A 17,423-nucleotide genomic window follows, 5' to 3' on the forward strand; every position below is an offset into this window, starting at 1 on the left:
TCATGGGTATTCAAGGTATCGATCTCTCGTTGATCTGGGGCGTGATCATTGCCTTCGGGGTGATGATGTACGTGATCATGGACGGCTTCGATCTGGGCCTCGGGATCCTGTTCCCGTTGATCAGCGACGAGCAGGAACGCGACGTGATGATGAACACCGTCGCGCCGGTATGGGACGGCAATGAAACCTGGCTGGTGCTTGGCGGCGCAGCTTTGTACGGCGCGTTTCCGCTGGCCTACGGGGTGATTCTGGAGGCGCTGTATCTGCCGCTGATCCTGATGCTGTGCGGTCTGATTTTCCGCGGTGTGGCGTTCGAGTTTCGCTTCAAGGCGCCGGCTGAAAAGCGCCATCTGTGGGACTGGGCGTTCATCGGTGGTTCGCTGCTGGCGACGTTCTCCCAGGGTGTGGTGATCGGCGCGTATGTGGCCGGGATTCCGGTGGTGGACCGGCAGTTTGCCGGTGGCGGTCTGGACTGGCTGGCACCGTTCCCGCTGGTCTGCGGCGTCGGTCTGGTGGTCGCTTACGCCTTGCTGGGCAGTACCTGGCTGCTGGTCAAGACCGAAGGCATGCTCGAGTCGCGGATGCGTCACTACAGCCGTCCGCTGGCCTGGCTGTTGCTGGCGATGGTCGTAGTGATCGGCGCGTGGACGTTGCAACTGCATCCGGAACTGGCCAGTCGCTGGTTCAACCATGCGCACCTGACCGTGTTCGCCGGGCTGGTGGTGCTGGCGGCATTGTCGCTGTTCGGGCTGTTGCGTTCGCTGCGTCAGCGGCACACCCACTGGCCATTCGTGTTCACTCTGGTGCTGATGTTCCTCGGTTACATCGGGCTGGCGCTGAGCATCTGGCCGAACATCATCCCGCCCTCGGTCAGCCTCTGGGCGGCGGCATCACCGGCCACCAGCCAGTTGTTCGCCCTGATCGGCGCGCTGTTCATCCTGCCGGTGATCCTGATGTACACCTTCTGGAACTACTACGTGTTCCGCGGCAAAGTGAGGATTGGCGATGGGTACCATTGAGATGCGTGAAGTGAAGAGCCGCTGGTACAAACGTCTGGGCTGGCTGCTGCTGATCTGGTCCGGCAGCGTGGTCTCGCTGGCAGTGGTGGCGAGTCTGCTGAAACTGGCGATGTATGCGGCGGGGATGAGAACCCACTGATGAAAAAAAACCGGAGCCTGGCTCCGGTTTTTTATTGCCTGCATTTTGCATCCTCCCCTGATGGGGAGGGTGCCTGGAGGTTTATTCCCCGCCAAACATCGCGGTCCAGTAAATGCCGGCGCTGCTCTTTGGATCGACTGCATAGGCCGCACCCAGTTCGCGGTACTGCGGGTTCATCAGATTGGCGCAGTGGCCGGGGCTCGCCAGCCAGCCATCGACCACTTTCTGCACAGTGTCCTGCCCGGCGGCGATGTTCTCGCCGACCTGCTGACCGCTGTAACCGGCCAGTTCGGCGCGGTCGCCGGGGGTACCGCCGTTGCGGTCCTTGTGGTCGAAATAGTTGTTGTTGGCCATCTCGCGGCTGTGATCCTGGGCAACACCGCCGAGCACCGCATTCCATGCCAATGGCGCAGCAGCGGAGAACGCCTGGCCACCGCACTGGCGCGGCTGGCTGCGGGCGGCGTTGAGTTGCGTCAGCAGTTTCTGGCCCTCGGCCTGCCCGTCGCCCAGGCGCGCCGACAACAGTGGTCGCGCCAACGTGATGCGCCAGTCGCGGTCGGCGCGGCTGACGCCGATATCGACGAACTGCGGATCCAGCACCACCTGACAAAAACTCTCCTGAATCGCCTTCATCGCCGACACCGGATCCCGAGGGCCGTTGAGGGTGATCGCCTGCACATTGACCATCGGGTAGCTGGCGCTGGCCATGGCCTGTTGCAGATCGACCATGCCACTGGCCGGCAGACGCAGGCGCGGGTCGGCCGAGAGCGGCGGCAATTCGCTGGATGCCTGCGTGCCGCAGCGCTGCGGTTGGCTGCGGTAGCTGTTGATCGACTCGATCAATTGCGATTCGTCGCTGGCCATGGCCGAAGTGGCCAACGCCAGACCCACGGACAAGGCGGCGAATCGCAGAGCGGATGGCATGAAGCGCATGGAAATCTCCCTTGGGCTGAGTGCGCCCATGATGCGCGAAACGCCCCGGGGTCGTGCAATGTCTTTTTCTTCACCGAGCGGTTTTTTCTGCGGAACGTTGCCGCCGATTCTGCCGTCTACACTCTGCGATGGCCCCGGAATCCGGGCGTCTCAGCCACATAACACTTTGCCCGCACCGGGCGCTGCCGGAAGAATCGATCATGCGATTGAACGGGTTGCTTTGCTGTCTTGTGTTGACTCTGATGAGCGGCGTGGCACTGGCCACCGACCAGGCGCCGATCAAGGAAAAGGCCGAAGCGAAAGCCGAGGTACTGGAAGAGAAGGCTGCCGACAAACCCGACGCGCCCCCGGCGCCGAAGTCCGAAGCGATCACCCCCAAAGAGGTGCAAGCCGTGGACCCGGCCGGCACCGCGCCGCTCGACGATCCCATCACCTGTCTGGCGCGCAGTATCTATTGGGAAGCCAAGGGCAAGGACACGGCGGAAATGGAAGCCGTGGCCAACGTGGTGATGAATCGCCTCGGCCACGACGGTTTTCCGGGCACCGTGTGCGAGGTGGTCAAGCAGGGCTCGGAAACCAAGAGCTGCCAGTTTTCCTGGTGGTGCGACGGCAAGTCCGATCAGGTCAAGGAAGACGCCGAATATGCGCTGGCCAAGGAAATCGCCGGCAAGGCGCTGAACCGCCAGCTCACGGACCGCACTCATGGCGCGCTGTATTTTCATGACCACAACGTCGACCCGAGCTGGGCGAAGAAGTACACCAAGACCGCCGAGACCGGGAAATTCCTGTTCTATAAACCCAAGGACGGGGAGGCCCGTTAGGCGCAGACTTCCCGCACACAATTGCGCAACCAGCGATGCGCCGGGTCGGCGTCCATGCGTGGATGCCAGAGCATGGACACGCTGATGTCCGGCATCCGTAATGGCAGGGCGAAACTGTGCAGGCCCGTTCGCAGTTTGCTGGTGTGCCGTTCCGGGACGGTGGCGATCAGGTCTGATTCACGGACCAGCGTCAGTGCCGCGGAAAAGCCGCCGAACGAAGTGACGATGTCCCGCTTCAGGCCGAAGGCGAGCAGAGCCTCGTCCACCGGCCCGCTGCTGCGCCCGCGTCGTGACACCAGAATATGCTGGCCCGAGGCAAAGCGTTTGGCGCTGACCTTGCCGCTGCTCAGCGGATGCCCCTCACGCACCACACCGATCCACTGATCCCGGAACAGGATGCGGCTGTGCAGCGTCGGGTCAGTGCTGTCGTCGACCACGCCGGTTTCCAGATCCACCCGGCCTTCGCGCAGTAGCGTGCTGTCCTTGTCGGCCTTTTGCACAAAGCGCAGGCGCACGTCGGGCGCCTCTTTGGCGATGCGGGCGAGCAGGGCGGCGGCAAAGGTTTCGACAAAACCGTCGGTGTTGCGCAGGGTGAAGGTGCGCCGCAACCGGGCGGGATCTAGCACCTCTGCAGGGCGCAGAACCGCTTCGGCTTCCTGCACCAGATAACTGACCCGGTCACGCAGCTCCAGCGCACGCGGGGTCGGCACCAGGCCGCGACCGGCGCGCACCAGCAGCGGATCCCCGGTGGTTTCCCGCAGACGGGCGAGGGCACGGCTCATGGCTGACGGGCTCAGACGCAGGCGCTCGGCGGCGCGGGCGACGCTGCCTTCGCTCAGCAGTACGTCGAGGGTGATCAACAGGTTCAGATCCGGTGCACTCATGACATGGCGTTCCATGCAGGTATCAAGTGCAAAGCATGCGTCTTGCGCCTCGTATTGTCGAGGCTCAGGCTATGCCGCATGACCTTTGCCCTGTGAGCCCCCCATGCACCGAGAACCCTTGAGCCCTTCAGCCCGCTGGGCGTTGACCAGTCTGGCGCTGTCGATGTTGATGCCGTCGCTGGACACCAGCATTGCCAACGCCGGATTGCCCACTCTTGCGGCGGCATTCGATGCGACGTTTCAGCAAGTGCAGTGGATCGTTCTGGCCTACCTGCTGGCGATCACCACGTTGATTGTCAGCGTCGGGCGATTGGGTGACGGCTTCGGTCGGCGGCGCTTGCTGTTGATCGGCATCGGCATTTTTACCGCGGCTTCGCTGGCTTGTGCACTGGCGCCGAGCCTTGTCTGGCTGATCGGCGCGCGAGCGGTGCAAGGCTTGGGTGCGGCAATCATGTTCGCGCTGACGGTGGCGTTGGTGGCCGATGCGGTGCCCAAATCCCGGGCCGGCAGTGCGATGGGGTTGCTGGCCACGATGTCGGCCACCGGCACCACCCTCGGGCCCTCGCTCGGTGGGCTGTTGATGGCGCATGTCGGCTGGCAGTCGATCTTTGTGATCAACGTGCCGTTGGGGCTGCTCAATGCCTGGCTGGTGTATCGCTATCTGCCGAAAGATCAAACCGCACGCACGGGTGTTGCGTTTGATTATCCCGGCACCGCCGTGCTGATGCTGACGCTGGCGGCCTATGCGCTGGCGATGACGATTGAAGGGTTCACCAAGTCGTTGTTGCTGGTCAGCCTGTTGGGCGTGGGGTTGTTCATCCTGGTCGAGAAGAGGAGCAAGGCGCCGCTGATTCACTTGTCATTGTTCGCCGACACACGAACCAGCAGCAGTCTGGCGCTGACGTTGCTGGTAACGACGGTCATGATGACCACGCTGGTGGTCGGGCCGTTTTACCTGAGCCGAGGCCTGGGCCTCACCAGCACTCAGGTCGGGCTGGTGTTGTCGATCGGGCCGTTGTTGGCGGCGTTCAGCGGCGTACCGGCCGGGCGTCTGGTGGATCGTTTCGGTGCGCGGAGGATGGTGCCGGGGGCGTTGCTCGGACTGGCCGGTGGGTGCGGTCTGCTGGCGCTGTTGCCAATGAGTTTCGGAGTGTTTGCGTATGTGCTGCCGATAATGGTGGTGGCCTTGAGTTATGCGTTGTTTCAGGCCGCCAACAACACTGGATTGATGGCGGGTGTCGGGCAGGATCAGCGTGGGGTGGTCTCGGCCATGCTCGGGTTGTCACGCAATCTGGGGTTGATTACCGGGGCCGCGGCGATGGGTGCGGTGTTTGCCCTGACCACAGACGATCCGACTCAGGCGCCGGCCGCGGTCATCGCGGGCGGCTTGCACATGACCTTCGGCGTTGCAGCGGCGTTGATGCTTGCGGCGCTCGGGCTTGGCGCCTTCACACACCTGCGTCTCGCGTCTCCCGTGCTGGAAAAAACAGCTCAAAGCAGGTGACGCCATCAACGCTGCTGACGCTGTAGCGGCCCTGATGCAATTGCATGATGGTCGCGACGATCGACAGGCCCAGACCGTTAGATTGCGCCGAACGCTCGCGGGACGGATCGGCGCGGTAGAAGCGTTCGAACAACCGCGACAGATGTTCCGCCGGAATCGTCGCACCCTGATTGCGCACACGCAGGTAACTGCCGTCCGCTTCGGCGGTGGCTTCAACCTGCAACGTCGAATCCGCTGCGCCGTACTTGATCGCGTTGGCGCACAGATTGGCCAGCGCCCGACGCAGCAACATCGGTTCGGCCCAGATCACGCCGCTGCCACTGGCCTCGATGGTTACGCCGACATCGGCGGCCAGGCCTTCGAAATAATCGGCGATGCGTTGCATCTCATCGCAGGCGTCCAGTTCCTGGCGCTGGCTCAGGGCGCTGGCCGGGTCGGTACGGGCCAGAAACAGCATGTTGTCGAGCATCCGCGCCAGCCGTTCGAGTTCTTCGACGTTGGAGGCGAGCAACTGCTGATAGGCGTCGACGCTGCGGTTCTGTTGCAGTGCGACCTGGGTTTCACCGAGCAGGTTGTTGATTGGCGTGCGCAGCTCGTGGGCCATGTCGGTGGAGACCTGGCTCAATTGCGCAACGCCTCTGTCGAGCCGGTCCAGCATCGCATTGAAAGATTCGATCATCGGCTGCAATTCCCGGGGTGTGCCTTGGCTGTCCAGGCGTTCACCGAGGTTGGCGATGCCGATCCCGTGGGCATGCCGGGCAATCCGCCGCAACGGCAGCAAGCCGCGATACACCAGCAGGCAACCGACCAGCGCCAGCACAATCGCCGCCAGTGACGCGAGGCCGTACACGCTGAGCCGGTAGTTGGCGAGCATCGCCGTGCGTTCGCTCATCACCTTGGCGATGAGTACCTGCAGATTGCCCTGGTCGCCGGAGTCGATACTGGCCGCCACCGCCGAGAACGGCACGCCGTTGATGCTCGGCAGATGCTGCACGTCGTTGAGCGCCATCACATGGTCGATCGGCACGGCGGGCACGTTCGGCAGCGTCAGGTTGCTGGGGTTGACCACGAACAAGGGCGGTTGCCCTGGCGCACCGATGGTCAACAGCGCTTCGCGATTGCCCAGCATGTTCTGGAACAGTGCCGGTTTGTTCTTGATCAACTCCAGGGTGTTGCTGTCGTTGAGGATGGTGCGCAATTGATCGATGCGGCTGACCAACTGGATGTCGTCGCGGCGGGTCAGTTGCTCTTCCAGCTGGTTGTAAAGCGCCGCGCCCAGGCCTGCCAGCGCAGCAAAGGCGAGCACGGCGAACACCAGCGCCAGGCGCAACGTCAGGGAATACGTGCCGGCGATTTTCATGGCTGGGTATCGAAACGGTAGCCGATGCCGCGCACGCTGTGGATCAGCTTGAGCGGGAACGGGTCGTCGATCTTCGCCCGCAGGCGGCGCACGGCGACATCGACCACATTGGTGTCGCTGTCGAAGTTCATGTCCCACACCCGCGAGGCGATCAGCGACCGCGACAGCACTTGCCCGGTGTGGGTGGCGAACAGTTGCAGCAGGGCGAATTCCTTGTTGGTCAGGGTGATCCGGCTGCCGGCGCGGGTGACCCGGCGCTTGAGCACATCGATCTGCAAATCGGCCACCTGCAATTGTTCTTCTTCATGGATCGGTCCGCGCCGGGTCAGGGTGCGCAGGCGCGCCACCAGTTCGGCGAAGGAAAACGGCTTGATCAGGTAGTCGTCGGCGCCCAGTTCCAGGCCCTTGACCCGGTCGGCGATATCGTCCCGGGCGGTGAGGAACAGCACCGGCGTGTCGGCCTCCTTGCGCAGCCGGCGCAGGACTTCCCAGCCATCCATTTTCGGCATCATCACGTCCAGCACGATCACGTCGAAGTCGTGTTCCAGCGCCAGGTGCAGACCGTCGGCGCCGTCCCTGGCCAGGCTCACGCTGTAGCCCAGTTCCTGCAAGCCGTTGAGCAGGTAATTACCGGCCTTGGGTTCGTCTTCGACGACAAGGATATTCATGGGCACTGCGCCTCACTGGTCAGTTGGTGCAACCGCTGCCTTGCACTTGATAGTCCAGCACATGTTCGCGGCCCTGGTGGTCGAGGTAGTTCAGTCGTGCGGGAATGACGCCGCAGGCCTGGGAAATATCGGTGCTGGAGAGGACTTTGTCGACATCCAGGTGCACGTAGAAGCCGTTGGTGTCGTGAATGACCGTGTTGTCCGGCATTTCGGCGGCGAACACGGTGCCGGTGGCGAGGAGGGCGGTGAGAGCAAGGATCAGGGTTTTCATGATGAGTCACTCGTGTCGGTGAAGTGGATCGGCAGGTGTGCCGGAACAACTTCAGGCTACCGAGCGATCCGCTCGGCAAACCGACAACTCAATGACAAAGTTGTAATGAAACCCTGAAAACACAAATCCCCTGTGAGAACAGGGGATTGTTTTGACCGCAGCTGTTTTCAACTGCCGTGTGTACTGAGGATGCTCGCAATCTGCTGCGGCTGGCAGTTGAGGTACGGCGAAGACTTCAGCCAGTGCTGATCCGGGTACCAGGAGAACATGTACTGGCCGTCCTTCAGGCTGTCGATCACCCGTCTGGCGACCTGCGGCCGTACGGCCGGGCAACCCTGACTGCGGCCCAGCCGGCCCGTACGCTTGCTCCAGAACAGATTCACGTAATCGGCGGCGTGGATCACAATGGCGCGGTCGCGGGCCATGTCGTTGACGCCCGGCTCCAGGCCATCCATGCGCAGCGAATAACCGTGGGTGCCCTCGTAACTTTCCTGGGTGCGGAACAGTCCAAGGCTGGACTGAAAGCTGCCTTCGCGATTGGAGAACCGGGTGGCGAAGTTGTCTCCGGACTGCGAACCGTGGGCGACCAGGTCGCGCAGGATCAGTTTTTTCTTCGTCAGGTCGAAGATCCAAAGGCGCCGCTCGGTGGAAGGCTGCGAATAATCGATGATCGCCAGGTGACGGGACTGCTTCGCGCCGTTGTTGATTGCGCATTGCATGGCGTTCAGGGCACCTTTCAGCGCCTGGGGATTGAGTTCCGGAGCGGCGTGGGCGAGGCTGTTGTAGAGAACCGGCTGCGAGGTGCCGGCGGCAAAAACCTGACTGGTCACCAGCCCGATGGCAGTGGCAGTCAGCAGAAGTCGGCGCAAAAACGTCAACATTTAAAGTGAATCCTCACTGGCTACATGTTTGGCACTTTGGCTCCTGACGTCCAGTCGTCCCCGGCAGGCTCGCGAATCGGACCTGACTGTATCACCGCACCTGATGTAAGGTTGACCGTCAATCAAGACGGCCATGGATTGGAGTAAAGCAGTTGTTCAAAAAGTACGCATGCTACTTGAGCATTTGTTTGCTCGCTGCGCCGTTTGTCGTTTGTGCCGATGAGCCTCTGCCGGGGCTCCCGACGCTGCCCGCAGAAATGCCTGTCGAACCGCAAAGTCCGCTGCAGGCCGCGTTGATCAGCCTGCCTCAGGCCTGTCCGGCGATTGCCGCACGCCTCAGTGGCCCGGCGCTTGAACAGTTGCAGGCGTTCTATCAGCAGCAGGACTGGCTGCCGGTGTGGGCGGCGGCCGGGCAATTGCCGGCCTTGCACGCGCAATTGCAGCTGTTGGCCGACGATGGCCTCAATCCGAAACGCTATCCGGTGGCGCTCAGCGTGCCGGCGGATGGCGATCTGTGCGCTGACATCGACATCAGTGGCTATTACCTGCAAGCCTTGCAGGACCTGCATTACGGTCGCCTGCTGCAATCCCACTTCGAACCGTTGTGGCATGCCGACGAAACGCCACGCGACCGTCAGGCCGAACTGCTCGCCATCGCCGTGCCGGGCATGCATGACATGGCGGCGGCCTTCGATCTGGCGCGGCCGAACCTGGCGCAATATCAAAACCTGCGTCACCTCTATGCCGCACAACGCCTGCAAGCCTTGCCGCACTGGCAGTCGGTAGGCAACGGGCCGCTGCTGCGCCCGGACATGGAAGACAAACGCGTACCGGAACTGGCCAAGCGGCTGTACAGCGAAGGTTATCTGAGCAGCGTGGTCGGCACGCCGGACAACGCTTATCACGGGGTACTGGTCGAGGCGGTGAAAAGCTTCCAGGCCAACCATTCGTTACAGGCCGACGGTGTCGTCGGGCCGGGGACGATTGCCGAGATGAATATCAGCCCGCTGACGCGTCGCGAGCAGCTGCGGGTCAACCTTGAGCGTTTCCGCTGGCTGGCCCAGGACATGGAGCCCGATGGTTTGCTGGTCAACGTGGCCGCTGCCGAACTGACCCTGTATCAGGGCGGCGAGCCGGTGTGGCAGACCCGCACCCAGGTCGGCCGTGCCGAACGCCAGACTCCGCTGCTCAAATCCCGGGTCACACGCCTGACGCTGAACCCGACCTGGACCGTACCGCCGACCATCTGGAAAGAAGACAAGTTGCCGGCAATTCGCAAGGACCAGACCTTCCTCAGCCGCCAGAACCTGCAAGTGCTCGACGCCAATGGCCAGCCGCTGGCCGCCGCAGACATCGACTGGGACAACCCCGGCAACATCCTCCTGCGCCAGGACGCCGGGCCGCGCAATCCGCTGGGGCAAATGGTCATCCGCTTCCCCAACCCGTTCTCGGTGTATCTGCATGACACGCCGAGCAAGGCGCTGTTCGACAAGGGACCGCGTGCGTTCAGTTCCGGTTGTGTGCGGGTCGAGCATCCGATGAAACTGCGCGACTTCCTGCTCAGTCCGGCGGAAAGGGCTCGCACCGACACCTTGCTCGCCACCGGCACCACCCATGAATTCCGCCTGAGTAATCCGGTGCCGATCCTGATGACTTACTGGACGGCACAGGTCGACGGGAAGGGCCGCGTGCTCTACGCGCCGGACATCTACAGCCGTGACAGTGCGTTGCTGGCGGGGCTCGATCGGGCGCATTGAGCCTCAGCGGCTGGCGCGTTTCCAGAAGAACCGCGCCAGCCAGGCATCGACACTCAATTTGCCGGCCCCGGCGAACACCAGCGGCAGCAGCGCAGCCAGGTAAATCGCTGGCAGCTTGAAGTTGCCGAAGCCCTTGTTGGTGATCGCGTAGCCCTGCGCCAGTTCACTCAATGACGACCAGTCCGCCGGCCAGTGCACGGCGGCGGTGGCGACGACCGTCACGACGATCAATGAAATCGCCGAGATCCGGGTGCCGAATCCGATCAGGATCGCCAGGGCGCAGATCAGCTCGGCCCACATCGACAGTTCCCAGTTCAGCGTTGCCGGCAAGTGATCGAAGGGAAACGGGAAACGGTCCTGAATGTCTTCGAACCAGTTCTGGCCGTTGAACTTCTCCAGGCCCGATTCGAAAAACTCCCAGGCGATGAACAGGCGCAGGGTCAGCGGTGCCAGCCACTGGCCGGCACGATCAAGATTCAGGTGCAGGCCTTTGACGGCCGTCGAGATAGTAGTGGTCATGGGATGGCTCCGTTCAATCAAGTGAAAGCGGGGCACCGGCGCGCCCCGTGAAGAGGGTTATTCGCCGGCACCGCACTTGCCTTCGCCGCATTTGCCTTCCGAGGTTTTTTCCGGGGAGTCGGCCTGGGCCTGGTTCTGGCTGTAGCCGTGATCCAGTTGCTTGACGCTGAACGCCTCGGAGGCGGAAGCGGCGTTGGACAGGGCCAGGCCACCTGCCAGCAGCAGGCCGAGCGTCAGGGAGGTTTTCGAGAGCTTGGTCATGGTGAATCTCCGATAAGAAATGTGAGTTCAAAGGCTTGATCGGGGTTGCCGATCGACAGGTTCATTTGAACGTCGGGCTGTATCGGGGATGTGTCGCGAAGGCACGGATTTGTGCGCGGGATGTGTCGGGCGTCGGGCCATACACACTGCGATACACAGACTGCTCAAAAACTGTGGGAGCGAGCCTGCTCGCGATAGCGGTGGCTCAGGCGCCGAGTATGCTGGCTGTGCTGGCCTCATCGCGAGCAGGCTCGCCCCCACAATGGATCTCCAATTATTCCGAATGTGTGATTTGCCTCAGCCCCGCAGCGTCTAGCCACAGTGTCCCCGCAATCCCATGGGGCGAGACTTCGAGACCCGGCATGCAAGCGCTGTTGAACGAGATCCTTGACGCTGTCCGGCCCCTGATCGGGCAGGGCAAGGTGGCTGACTACATTCCTGCCCTCGGCACCGTGCCGCCCGATCAACTGGGCATTGCGGTGTACGGCAACGACGGCGAGATGTATTGCGCCGGCGATGCCGAGACACTGTTCTCGGTGCAGAGTATTTCCAAGGTGTTCAGCCTGGTGCAGGCCATCGAACACTCCGGCGAGGCGATCTGGGAACGCCTGGGCCACGAGCCGTCCGGCCAGCCGTTCAACTCGCTGGTGCAGCTGGAATTCGAGCGCGGCCGTCCGCGCAATCCGTTCATCAACGCCGGGGCGTTGGTGATCTGCGACATCAACCAGTCACGTTTTGCCGCACCGGCATTGTCGATGCGCGATTTCGTGCGGCGGCTGTCGGGCAATCCGCAGGTGATGGTCGACGGTAAAGTGGCCGATTCCGAATACCAGCACCGCGCACGCAACGCGGCGATGGCCTACCTGATGCAATCCTTCGGCAATTTCCACAATGACGTTGAAGCGGTGCTGCGCAGCTATTTCAGCCACTGCGCGTTGCGTATGAGCTGCATCGACCTGGCCCGGGCGTTCTGCTTCCTGGCCAACGACGGCTATTGCAAGCACAGTGGCGAGCAGATCCTTACCCGCCGCCAGACCCAGCAAGTCAACTCGATCATGGCCACCAGCGGCCTCTACGACGAGGCCGGCAACTTCGCTTACCGCGTCGGACTACCGGGCAAGAGCGGCGTCGGTGGCGGCATCGTTGCGGTGGTGCCGGGGCAATTCACGGTGTGCGTGTGGTCGCCGGAACTCAACGCGGCGGGCAACTCGCTGGCGGGCATGGCGGCGCTGGAAATGCTCAGTTCGCGGATTGGCTGGTCGGTGTTCTGAGCCTGTGTTGCTTTGAGGCAGGCCAACCTATACATTTTCCGGCCGCCCTCAATATGGTGAATCCGCTCCATGTCTCTCGCGCTCGAACGTCTCGTCGCTGGCACGCCCATCCCTTTCGCCGGTAACCGCGTCACCGTGGTCAGCCCCGAACTGGCCGAGCGTTTCCGACCCGGCGATCACTTGCTGGTGGAACAGGTGAGTGGCGAGCTGTTGCTGATTCCGGTGGTGGATCAGCAGGCCGCTTCGGTGGCGATCGAGCGTGCAGCGGCAGCGTTTACTGCGTTGTCCGCCGTGTCGGATGACGACATCAGTCGCTTCTTCGATCTGTTTGCCCAACGGCTGGAAAACCCGGACGCCTGGGCACTGATCGAAACCGCCAACCTCGCCGACATCGATCGGGCCAAGGCACGCGGTCGCTCGACCACCCGTTTGCTCGCCGATGAGCGCATGCGACGCGACATGATCGCCGGCCTGCGGGCCTGGCGTGATGCGCCGGCCACTCGTGGCAAGGTGATCAGCAGCGTCGAGCATGACGGCTGGAAGGTCGAGCAGGTGGTGTCGCCGCTGGGTATCGTAGCGTTCGTGTTCGAAGGCCGGCCAAACGTCTTCGCCGACGCCGCTGGCGTACTGCGCACCGGCAACACCGCCGTGCTCCGTATTGGCAGCGATGCGCTGGGCACCGCGCAAGCCATCGTCACCCACGCCCTGAACCCGGCGCTGGCCGATGCCGGACTGCCGGCCGGTGCGGTGTCGCTGGTCGAGAGCGTCAACCACGCCGCCGGTTGGGCGATGTTCGCCGACCGGCGTCTGTCGCTGGCCGTGGCCCGTGGCTCGGGCCGTGCGGTCAGCCAGTTGGGCAGCATCGCCCAGCAGGCCGGCACCGCTGTCAGCCTGCACGGCACCGGCGGCGCGTGGCTGGTTGCCGATCGCGATGCCGATGCCAAGCGCTTTGCCGCTGTGGTGCGCAACTCGCTGGATCGCAAGGTTTGCAACACGCTGAACGTCTGCCTGATCCAGCGCGACCGTGCCGCCGAACTGGTGCCGTTGTTCCTCGACGCCTTGCAGCAAGCCGGCACCGCACGCGGTCAGGGCTGCAAATTGCACATCGTCGAAGGCAGCGAAAGCTATCTGCCGAGCGACTGGCAGAACGCGACGGTCGAGGTCTATCGCGCCGAGGGTTACCAGACTGAAGCCCTGGCCGAACCCTTGCTGGAAGCGCAACTGGGCCGCGAGTGGGAATGGGAAGAAACCCCGGAAACCAGCCTGATGATCGTCGACGATCTGGATCAGGCCATCGCGCTGTTCAACCGTTACAGCCCGCAGTTCACCGTGTCGTTGATCAGCGAAGACGCGGCGGTTCAGGAGCGTTTCTACAGTGCGGTCAACGCGCCGTTCGTGGGCAACGGAATTACCCGTTGGGTCGATGGCCAGTACGCGTTGAACAAGCCGGAACTGGGGCTTTCGAACTGGGAAAGCGGACGGCTGTTCGCCCGTAGCGCGATTCTTTCCGGAGATGGGGTGTTCACCGTGCGCAGCCGCATGACGCAAATCGATCTGGGCGTAAAACGCTAAAACAAAAACGCCGCGCCTGTCGCAATGACAGGCGCGGCGTTTTTGTGTCACTTGGCGGTGGCGGCGGATTCGATCAGGCTGGCCACGGCTTTCGGATTCGACACCATCACCACATGGGACGCGCCCTTGACCACCACGGTCTTTTTGGCGTGCGCCCGTTCAGCCATGAACGCCATGGCTTGCGGCGGGATGTTCTTGTCCTTGTCGCCGTACACGAACCATGACGGAATCGTCTTCCACGCCGGCTCACTGGCAGCCTCGTTCAACGCCGCTTCGGTAACGGGGCGCTGTGTCGCAGCCATCAGTTTTGCGTCGGCGTTTGGAACGTCGGCCGCGAACTGGTCGTGGAACTTGTCCTGCTGGATATACAGATCCTTGCCGCCGTCCTTCAATGCAACGGGCGGCGCGAGGGTCGGGCCTAATGTGCTGCCGGGGAATTTGCCGGCCAGTCCGGCCACGGTTTCACCGGCTTCGGGCGCCAGCGCCGAGACATACACCAGCGCCTTGACGTTGGCATTGCCGTACGCGGCTTCACTGATCACCGGCCCACCATAGGAGTGGCCGACCAGCACCACCGGCGACTTGATCCCGGCCAGCACGTCGGCAACCGATTGCGCATCACCCTTGAGCGTACGCAGCGGGTTGGCCGCTGCGATCACCGGATAACCGTCCTTTTCCAGAATCTTCACCACACCGTTCCAGCTGCTGGAATCGGCGAAGGCACCGTGCACCAGCACTACGGTGGGTTTCTCGGCAGCCATCGCCGAGGTCGCGCCGGCCATGGCGACGGTAAGGGCCAGTCCTGCAAACAGCTTGTTCATCGAATGTTCCTTGTGTCGGGAGGAGGGATGCAGCGTCAGGGCTTATTCAAGGCGCACGCTGTATCGGGGATGTGTCCGCCTCCCGGCGCGGGTGCATGGAACTGTGTCTGGCAGGGCGCTGGCTACACGCTGATACAAAGCAAACGCCCCGGCAGGTGCGGGGCGTTCGGTTCAGGCGGCATCGACCGTCTGGCCATACACCGCGCACGTCGACGGTTGCTCGGCCAGCGAGACGAAAGTGCGACGGTCGGCGGTGAGGGCATCGATGGAGCCGGTCTCGATGTCGTAGACCCAGCCGTGCAGGTTCAGCAGGCCTTTCTCCTGGGCCAGACGCACGCTCGGGTGGGTCTGAATGTTCGCCAGTTGTGCGATCACGTTCTCGCGCACCATCGAACTCAGCTTGGCCGCGTCATTGGCGTGTGGTCGCGATTCGTTGACCACTTTCGCCGACTCGGCATGTTGCAGCCAGCCGCTGACGGCGGGCAGGTGATCCATGCATTTGCACTGGGCGATGGCGGTCATGGCACCGCAATCGGAGTGACCGCAGATCACGATGTCGGTGACGCCGAGCACGGCTACTGCGTATTCCACCGTCGCCGAAACCCCGCCCGGATGCGGGCTGTAGGACGGCACGATATTGCCGGCGTTGCGGATCACGAACAGTTCGCCGGGTTCTTGTTGGGTCAGCAGTTCCGGTACGACACGGCTGTCGGAGCAGGTGATGAACAAGGTGCCCGGGGTCTGGGTCGTGGCAAGGTATTTGAACAGTTCGGTGCGTTGCGGAAACGCTTCGCTCTGGAACTTCAGGAAGCCTTCGATCAGGTTTTTCATGGTGTTGTCCTCTCAGTTCGAACAGCCGGTGCCGAATTCGCTGTATTGAAGAATGTGTTTTGCGCCTTGGCTGTCGAGGTAAGTCATCTCGACCGGCACCACGCCGCAGACATCGGCGACCGGGGTGATGCTCACGACTTGCGCGATGTCCAGTTGCATGCCGTAGCGATAGGCGACGGCCTCTTCATCAGCCTGGGCCTGTGCGACAAGGCCGGCGAGCAGGGCCAGGGAAAGCAGAATTTTTTGCATGGGGCAGCCTCCAGACGGATGTGGTGACGACTTGGCAATTCGGGTTTGGATGGGCCCGCACGCTGGATGCGGGCCCGGATGGATCAGAACGGACGCAGCGGGAGGAACTTGCCGTCGAGGGTGACCACGGCGCGGGAACCGCCTTCAGGGTCTTCGACTTTCTTGATATCGAGCTTGAAGTTGATCGCGCTGATGATGCCGTCGCCGAACTGCTCGTGAACCAGTGCCTTCAGGGTGGTGCCGTAGATCTGGATCATCTCGTGGAAGCGGTAGATGGTCGGGTCGGTCGGCACGCCGTCGAGGCTGCCGCGCAGCGGGATGATTTGCAGGGCGGCGACGTCTTCGGCGCTCAGTTCCAGCTTGTCACCGACCACTTCAGCGGCGGCTTTCGGCAGAGGGTGCTGACCCAGCAGGGCGGCGGTGACATAGGCCAGGCTCAGGCCGGTATCGTCAGCCAGGTCCTGCCACGACAGGTTTTTCTGTGCCTTGGCATCCAGAGCGCGAGTGGTCAGGGCGATGCGGCTGTCGTTGTAGGCTTGGGATTGCATGGTGCTTCTCCTTTCGGGGTTGGCTTGCTGTGTGGAATTCATCTTCTGCCGATTCATCCATAGCGTCCAAGACCGATATACAATGCAATGCATAAGCACGTCCTATAGATGGAGAGCCCCATGCTGCTGCGACATTTGCGTTACCTGCTGGCCGTGGCCGATCACGGCGGCTTTACCCGGGCGGCCGAGGCGCTGCACGTGTCGCAGCCGACCCTGTCGCAACAGATTCGCCAGTTGGAGGAGAGCCTGGGTGTCGATCTGTTCGACCGCACCTCGCGCTCGGTCAAACCCACCGATGCCGGCCAGGCCTACATTGAATGTGCTCGGCGGGTGCTGGTGGAACTGGAGGCGGGCAAGCGAGCGTTGCATGACGTGAAGGATCTGTCCCGAGGCTCGCTGCGCCTGGCCATGACCCCGACGTTCATGGCATATCTGGTGGGGCCGTTGGTGCGCGATTACGTGGCTCGCTATCCGGGGATTCATCTGGAGATCTTCGAATTGTCGATGGACGGCATCGAGGCCGGGCTGGCGGATGACTCGCTGGATATTGCGATTGCCTTCACCCCGGTGCGCAACCCGGACATTGAATGCATTCCGGCGTTTGTCGAGACGCTGGGGGTGATGGTCGGGCGTGAGCACCCGTTGTATGACAGCGCTGCAGTGCTGACGCCGGATGACATTGCACAACTGGATTTCGCCCTGTTGGCGCCGGACTTCATTACGCGATTGTCGATTGACGAGTATTTTCGCCAGCACGGCATCACGCCCAAGGTGCAGATCGAGGTGAACTCGGTGAGCACGTTGCTGGAAGTGATTCGGCATGCGCCGATTGCGACCATGTTGCCGGAGGCAATTGCGACAGAGGACCGGGCGTTGCGCCGGTTACGTGTCGAAAGCGAGGCGCCGCAGCGGGGGGCGGCGTTGTTGCGGCGCAAGAATAATTATCACAGTGCGGCGGCGGAGGCGTTCATGAATCTCGCGCTAGGCCTGGGAAGCCCCTCACCCTAACCCTCTCCCAAGGGAGAGGGGACTGACCGAGGTGAATGTTAGAGATTCATCGACCTGGAATATTGAGTCGTACTCAGGAATTGAAGCGACGCCGATGTGTTCCCTT

General features: G+C 62.5%; 20 protein-coding genes. 8 read left to right on the forward strand and 12 right to left on the reverse strand.

Annotated elements, in window-relative coordinates; genetic code table 11:
* Positions 1-2 precede the first annotated feature (2 nt).
* On the forward strand, positions 3-1,019 hold the full coding sequence (gene cydB, locus ACW9HX_RS16165; protein ID WP_457381368.1) for a cytochrome d ubiquinol oxidase subunit II: 1,017 nt from the start codon (positions 3-5) through the stop codon (positions 1,017-1,019).
* Positions 1,006-1,158 carry a DUF2474 domain-containing protein gene (locus ACW9HX_RS16170; protein WP_457381369.1) on the forward strand — a complete coding sequence of 51 codons (153 nt, stop codon included), beginning with the start codon at positions 1,006-1,008 and terminating at the stop codon, positions 1,156-1,158. The genes cydB and ACW9HX_RS16170 overlap by 14 nt, the downstream gene beginning before the upstream one ends.
* Before the next feature lie 81 nt (positions 1,159-1,239).
* On the opposite strand, the gene ACW9HX_RS16175 is transcribed toward ACW9HX_RS16170, so the two are convergent.
* Positions 1,240-2,091, reverse strand: a complete 852-nt coding sequence (locus tag ACW9HX_RS16175) for a CAP domain-containing protein (protein ID WP_457381370.1) — start codon at positions 2,089-2,091, stop codon at positions 1,240-1,242.
* Between the two features lie 200 nt (positions 2,092-2,291).
* Here ACW9HX_RS16175 and ACW9HX_RS16180 point away from each other — a divergent pair, with 200 nt between their 5' ends.
* Positions 2,292-2,912, forward strand: coding sequence for a cell wall hydrolase (locus ACW9HX_RS16180; protein WP_457381371.1), 621 nt, complete (start codon positions 2,292-2,294; stop codon positions 2,910-2,912).
* On the opposite strand, the gene ACW9HX_RS16185 is transcribed toward ACW9HX_RS16180, so the two are convergent.
* Complete coding sequence (locus tag ACW9HX_RS16185) at positions 2,909-3,796, reverse strand: LysR family transcriptional regulator (protein WP_457381372.1); 888 nt, start codon at positions 3,794-3,796, stop codon at positions 2,909-2,911. The genes ACW9HX_RS16180 and ACW9HX_RS16185 overlap by 4 nt on opposite strands.
* 103 nt (positions 3,797-3,899) lie before the next feature.
* Here ACW9HX_RS16185 and ACW9HX_RS16190 point away from each other — a divergent pair, with 103 nt between their 5' ends.
* Positions 3,900-5,300 (forward strand): MFS transporter, encoded by a 1,401-nt coding sequence (locus ACW9HX_RS16190; protein ID WP_457381373.1) that lies wholly within the window; start codon positions 3,900-3,902, stop codon positions 5,298-5,300.
* Here ACW9HX_RS16190 and ACW9HX_RS16195 read toward each other — a convergent pair.
* The 4 genes from ACW9HX_RS16195 to ACW9HX_RS16210 all read right to left on the reverse strand — a co-directional run bounded on the left by ACW9HX_RS16195 (position 5,245) and on the right by ACW9HX_RS16210 (position 8,480).
* Positions 5,245-6,660, reverse strand: a complete 1,416-nt coding sequence (locus ACW9HX_RS16195; RefSeq protein WP_457381374.1) for a heavy metal sensor histidine kinase — start codon at positions 6,658-6,660, stop codon at positions 5,245-5,247. The two genes, ACW9HX_RS16190 and ACW9HX_RS16195, sit on opposite strands and share 56 nt — an antisense overlap.
* On the reverse strand, positions 6,657-7,328 hold the full coding sequence (locus ACW9HX_RS16200) for a heavy metal response regulator transcription factor (RefSeq protein ID WP_457381375.1): 672 nt from the start codon (positions 7,326-7,328) through the stop codon (positions 6,657-6,659). The genes ACW9HX_RS16195 and ACW9HX_RS16200 overlap by 4 nt, the downstream gene beginning before the upstream one ends.
* A gap of 19 nt (positions 7,329-7,347) precedes the next feature.
* On the reverse strand, positions 7,348-7,599 hold the full coding sequence (locus ACW9HX_RS16205; RefSeq protein WP_457381376.1) for a DUF2790 domain-containing protein: 252 nt from the start codon (positions 7,597-7,599) through the stop codon (positions 7,348-7,350).
* 167 nt (positions 7,600-7,766) lie between these two features.
* The gene (locus ACW9HX_RS16210; protein WP_457381377.1) at positions 7,767-8,480 is read right to left on the reverse strand and encodes a murein L,D-transpeptidase catalytic domain family protein; all 714 of its coding nucleotides are present in this window, start codon (positions 8,478-8,480) and stop codon (positions 7,767-7,769) included.
* Positions 8,481-8,632: 152 nt separating this feature from the next.
* On the opposite strand from ACW9HX_RS16210, the gene ACW9HX_RS16215 reads away from it, so the two are divergent.
* Positions 8,633-10,237 carry a L,D-transpeptidase family protein gene (locus ACW9HX_RS16215; protein WP_457381378.1) on the forward strand — a complete coding sequence of 535 codons (1,605 nt, stop codon included), beginning with the start codon at positions 8,633-8,635 and terminating at the stop codon, positions 10,235-10,237.
* A 3-nt stretch (positions 10,238-10,240) separates the two neighbouring features.
* Here the strand turns inward: ACW9HX_RS16215 and ACW9HX_RS16220 are convergent, their stop codons facing one another.
* Together ACW9HX_RS16220 and ACW9HX_RS16225 are read right to left on the reverse strand one after the other, a co-directional pair.
* Positions 10,241-10,756, reverse strand: coding sequence for an HvfX family Cu-binding RiPP maturation protein (locus ACW9HX_RS16220; protein WP_457381379.1), 516 nt, complete (start codon positions 10,754-10,756; stop codon positions 10,241-10,243).
* A 57-nt stretch (positions 10,757-10,813) separates the two neighbouring features.
* Positions 10,814-11,017: an HvfA family oxazolone/thioamide-modified RiPP metallophore gene (locus ACW9HX_RS16225; protein ID WP_457381380.1), complete on the reverse strand. Its 204-nt coding sequence runs from the start codon at positions 11,015-11,017 to the stop codon at positions 10,814-10,816.
* A gap of 362 nt (positions 11,018-11,379) precedes the next feature.
* Between ACW9HX_RS16225 and glsB the strand changes: the two genes are divergently transcribed.
* A complete protein-coding gene (glsB, locus tag ACW9HX_RS16230; RefSeq protein ID WP_085711458.1) occupies positions 11,380-12,288 on the forward strand; it encodes a glutaminase B in 909 nt (302 codons plus the stop codon).
* 69 nt (positions 12,289-12,357) lie between these two features.
* A complete protein-coding gene (locus tag ACW9HX_RS16235; protein WP_457381381.1) occupies positions 12,358-13,860 on the forward strand; it encodes an aldehyde dehydrogenase family protein in 1,503 nt (500 codons plus the stop codon).
* A 47-nt stretch (positions 13,861-13,907) separates the two neighbouring features.
* Here ACW9HX_RS16235 and ACW9HX_RS16240 read toward each other — a convergent pair whose 3' ends face one another.
* From ACW9HX_RS16240 to cynS, 4 genes are all read right to left on the reverse strand, one after another.
* Positions 13,908-14,681 (reverse strand): alpha/beta fold hydrolase, encoded by a 774-nt coding sequence (locus ACW9HX_RS16240; protein WP_457381382.1) that lies wholly within the window; start codon positions 14,679-14,681, stop codon positions 13,908-13,910.
* 171 nt (positions 14,682-14,852) lie between these two features.
* A complete protein-coding gene (locus tag ACW9HX_RS16245; protein WP_457381383.1) occupies positions 14,853-15,512 on the reverse strand; it encodes a carbonic anhydrase in 660 nt (219 codons plus the stop codon).
* A 12-nt stretch (positions 15,513-15,524) separates the two neighbouring features.
* Positions 15,525-15,761, reverse strand: coding sequence for a DUF2790 domain-containing protein (locus ACW9HX_RS16250; protein WP_457381384.1), 237 nt, complete (start codon positions 15,759-15,761; stop codon positions 15,525-15,527).
* Positions 15,762-15,844: 83 nt separating this feature from the next.
* Positions 15,845-16,309 (reverse strand): cyanase, encoded by a 465-nt coding sequence (cynS, locus tag ACW9HX_RS16255; RefSeq protein WP_221534287.1) that lies wholly within the window; start codon positions 16,307-16,309, stop codon positions 15,845-15,847.
* A 120-nt stretch (positions 16,310-16,429) separates the two neighbouring features.
* Between cynS and cynR the strand changes: the two genes are divergently transcribed.
* A complete protein-coding gene (gene cynR, locus ACW9HX_RS16260; RefSeq protein WP_457381385.1) occupies positions 16,430-17,317 on the forward strand; it encodes a transcriptional regulator CynR in 888 nt (295 codons plus the stop codon).
* The last annotated feature ends 106 nt before the right edge of the window (positions 17,318-17,423 follow it).

Source organism: Pseudomonas sp. SDO52101_S400 (assembly GCF_054071635.1).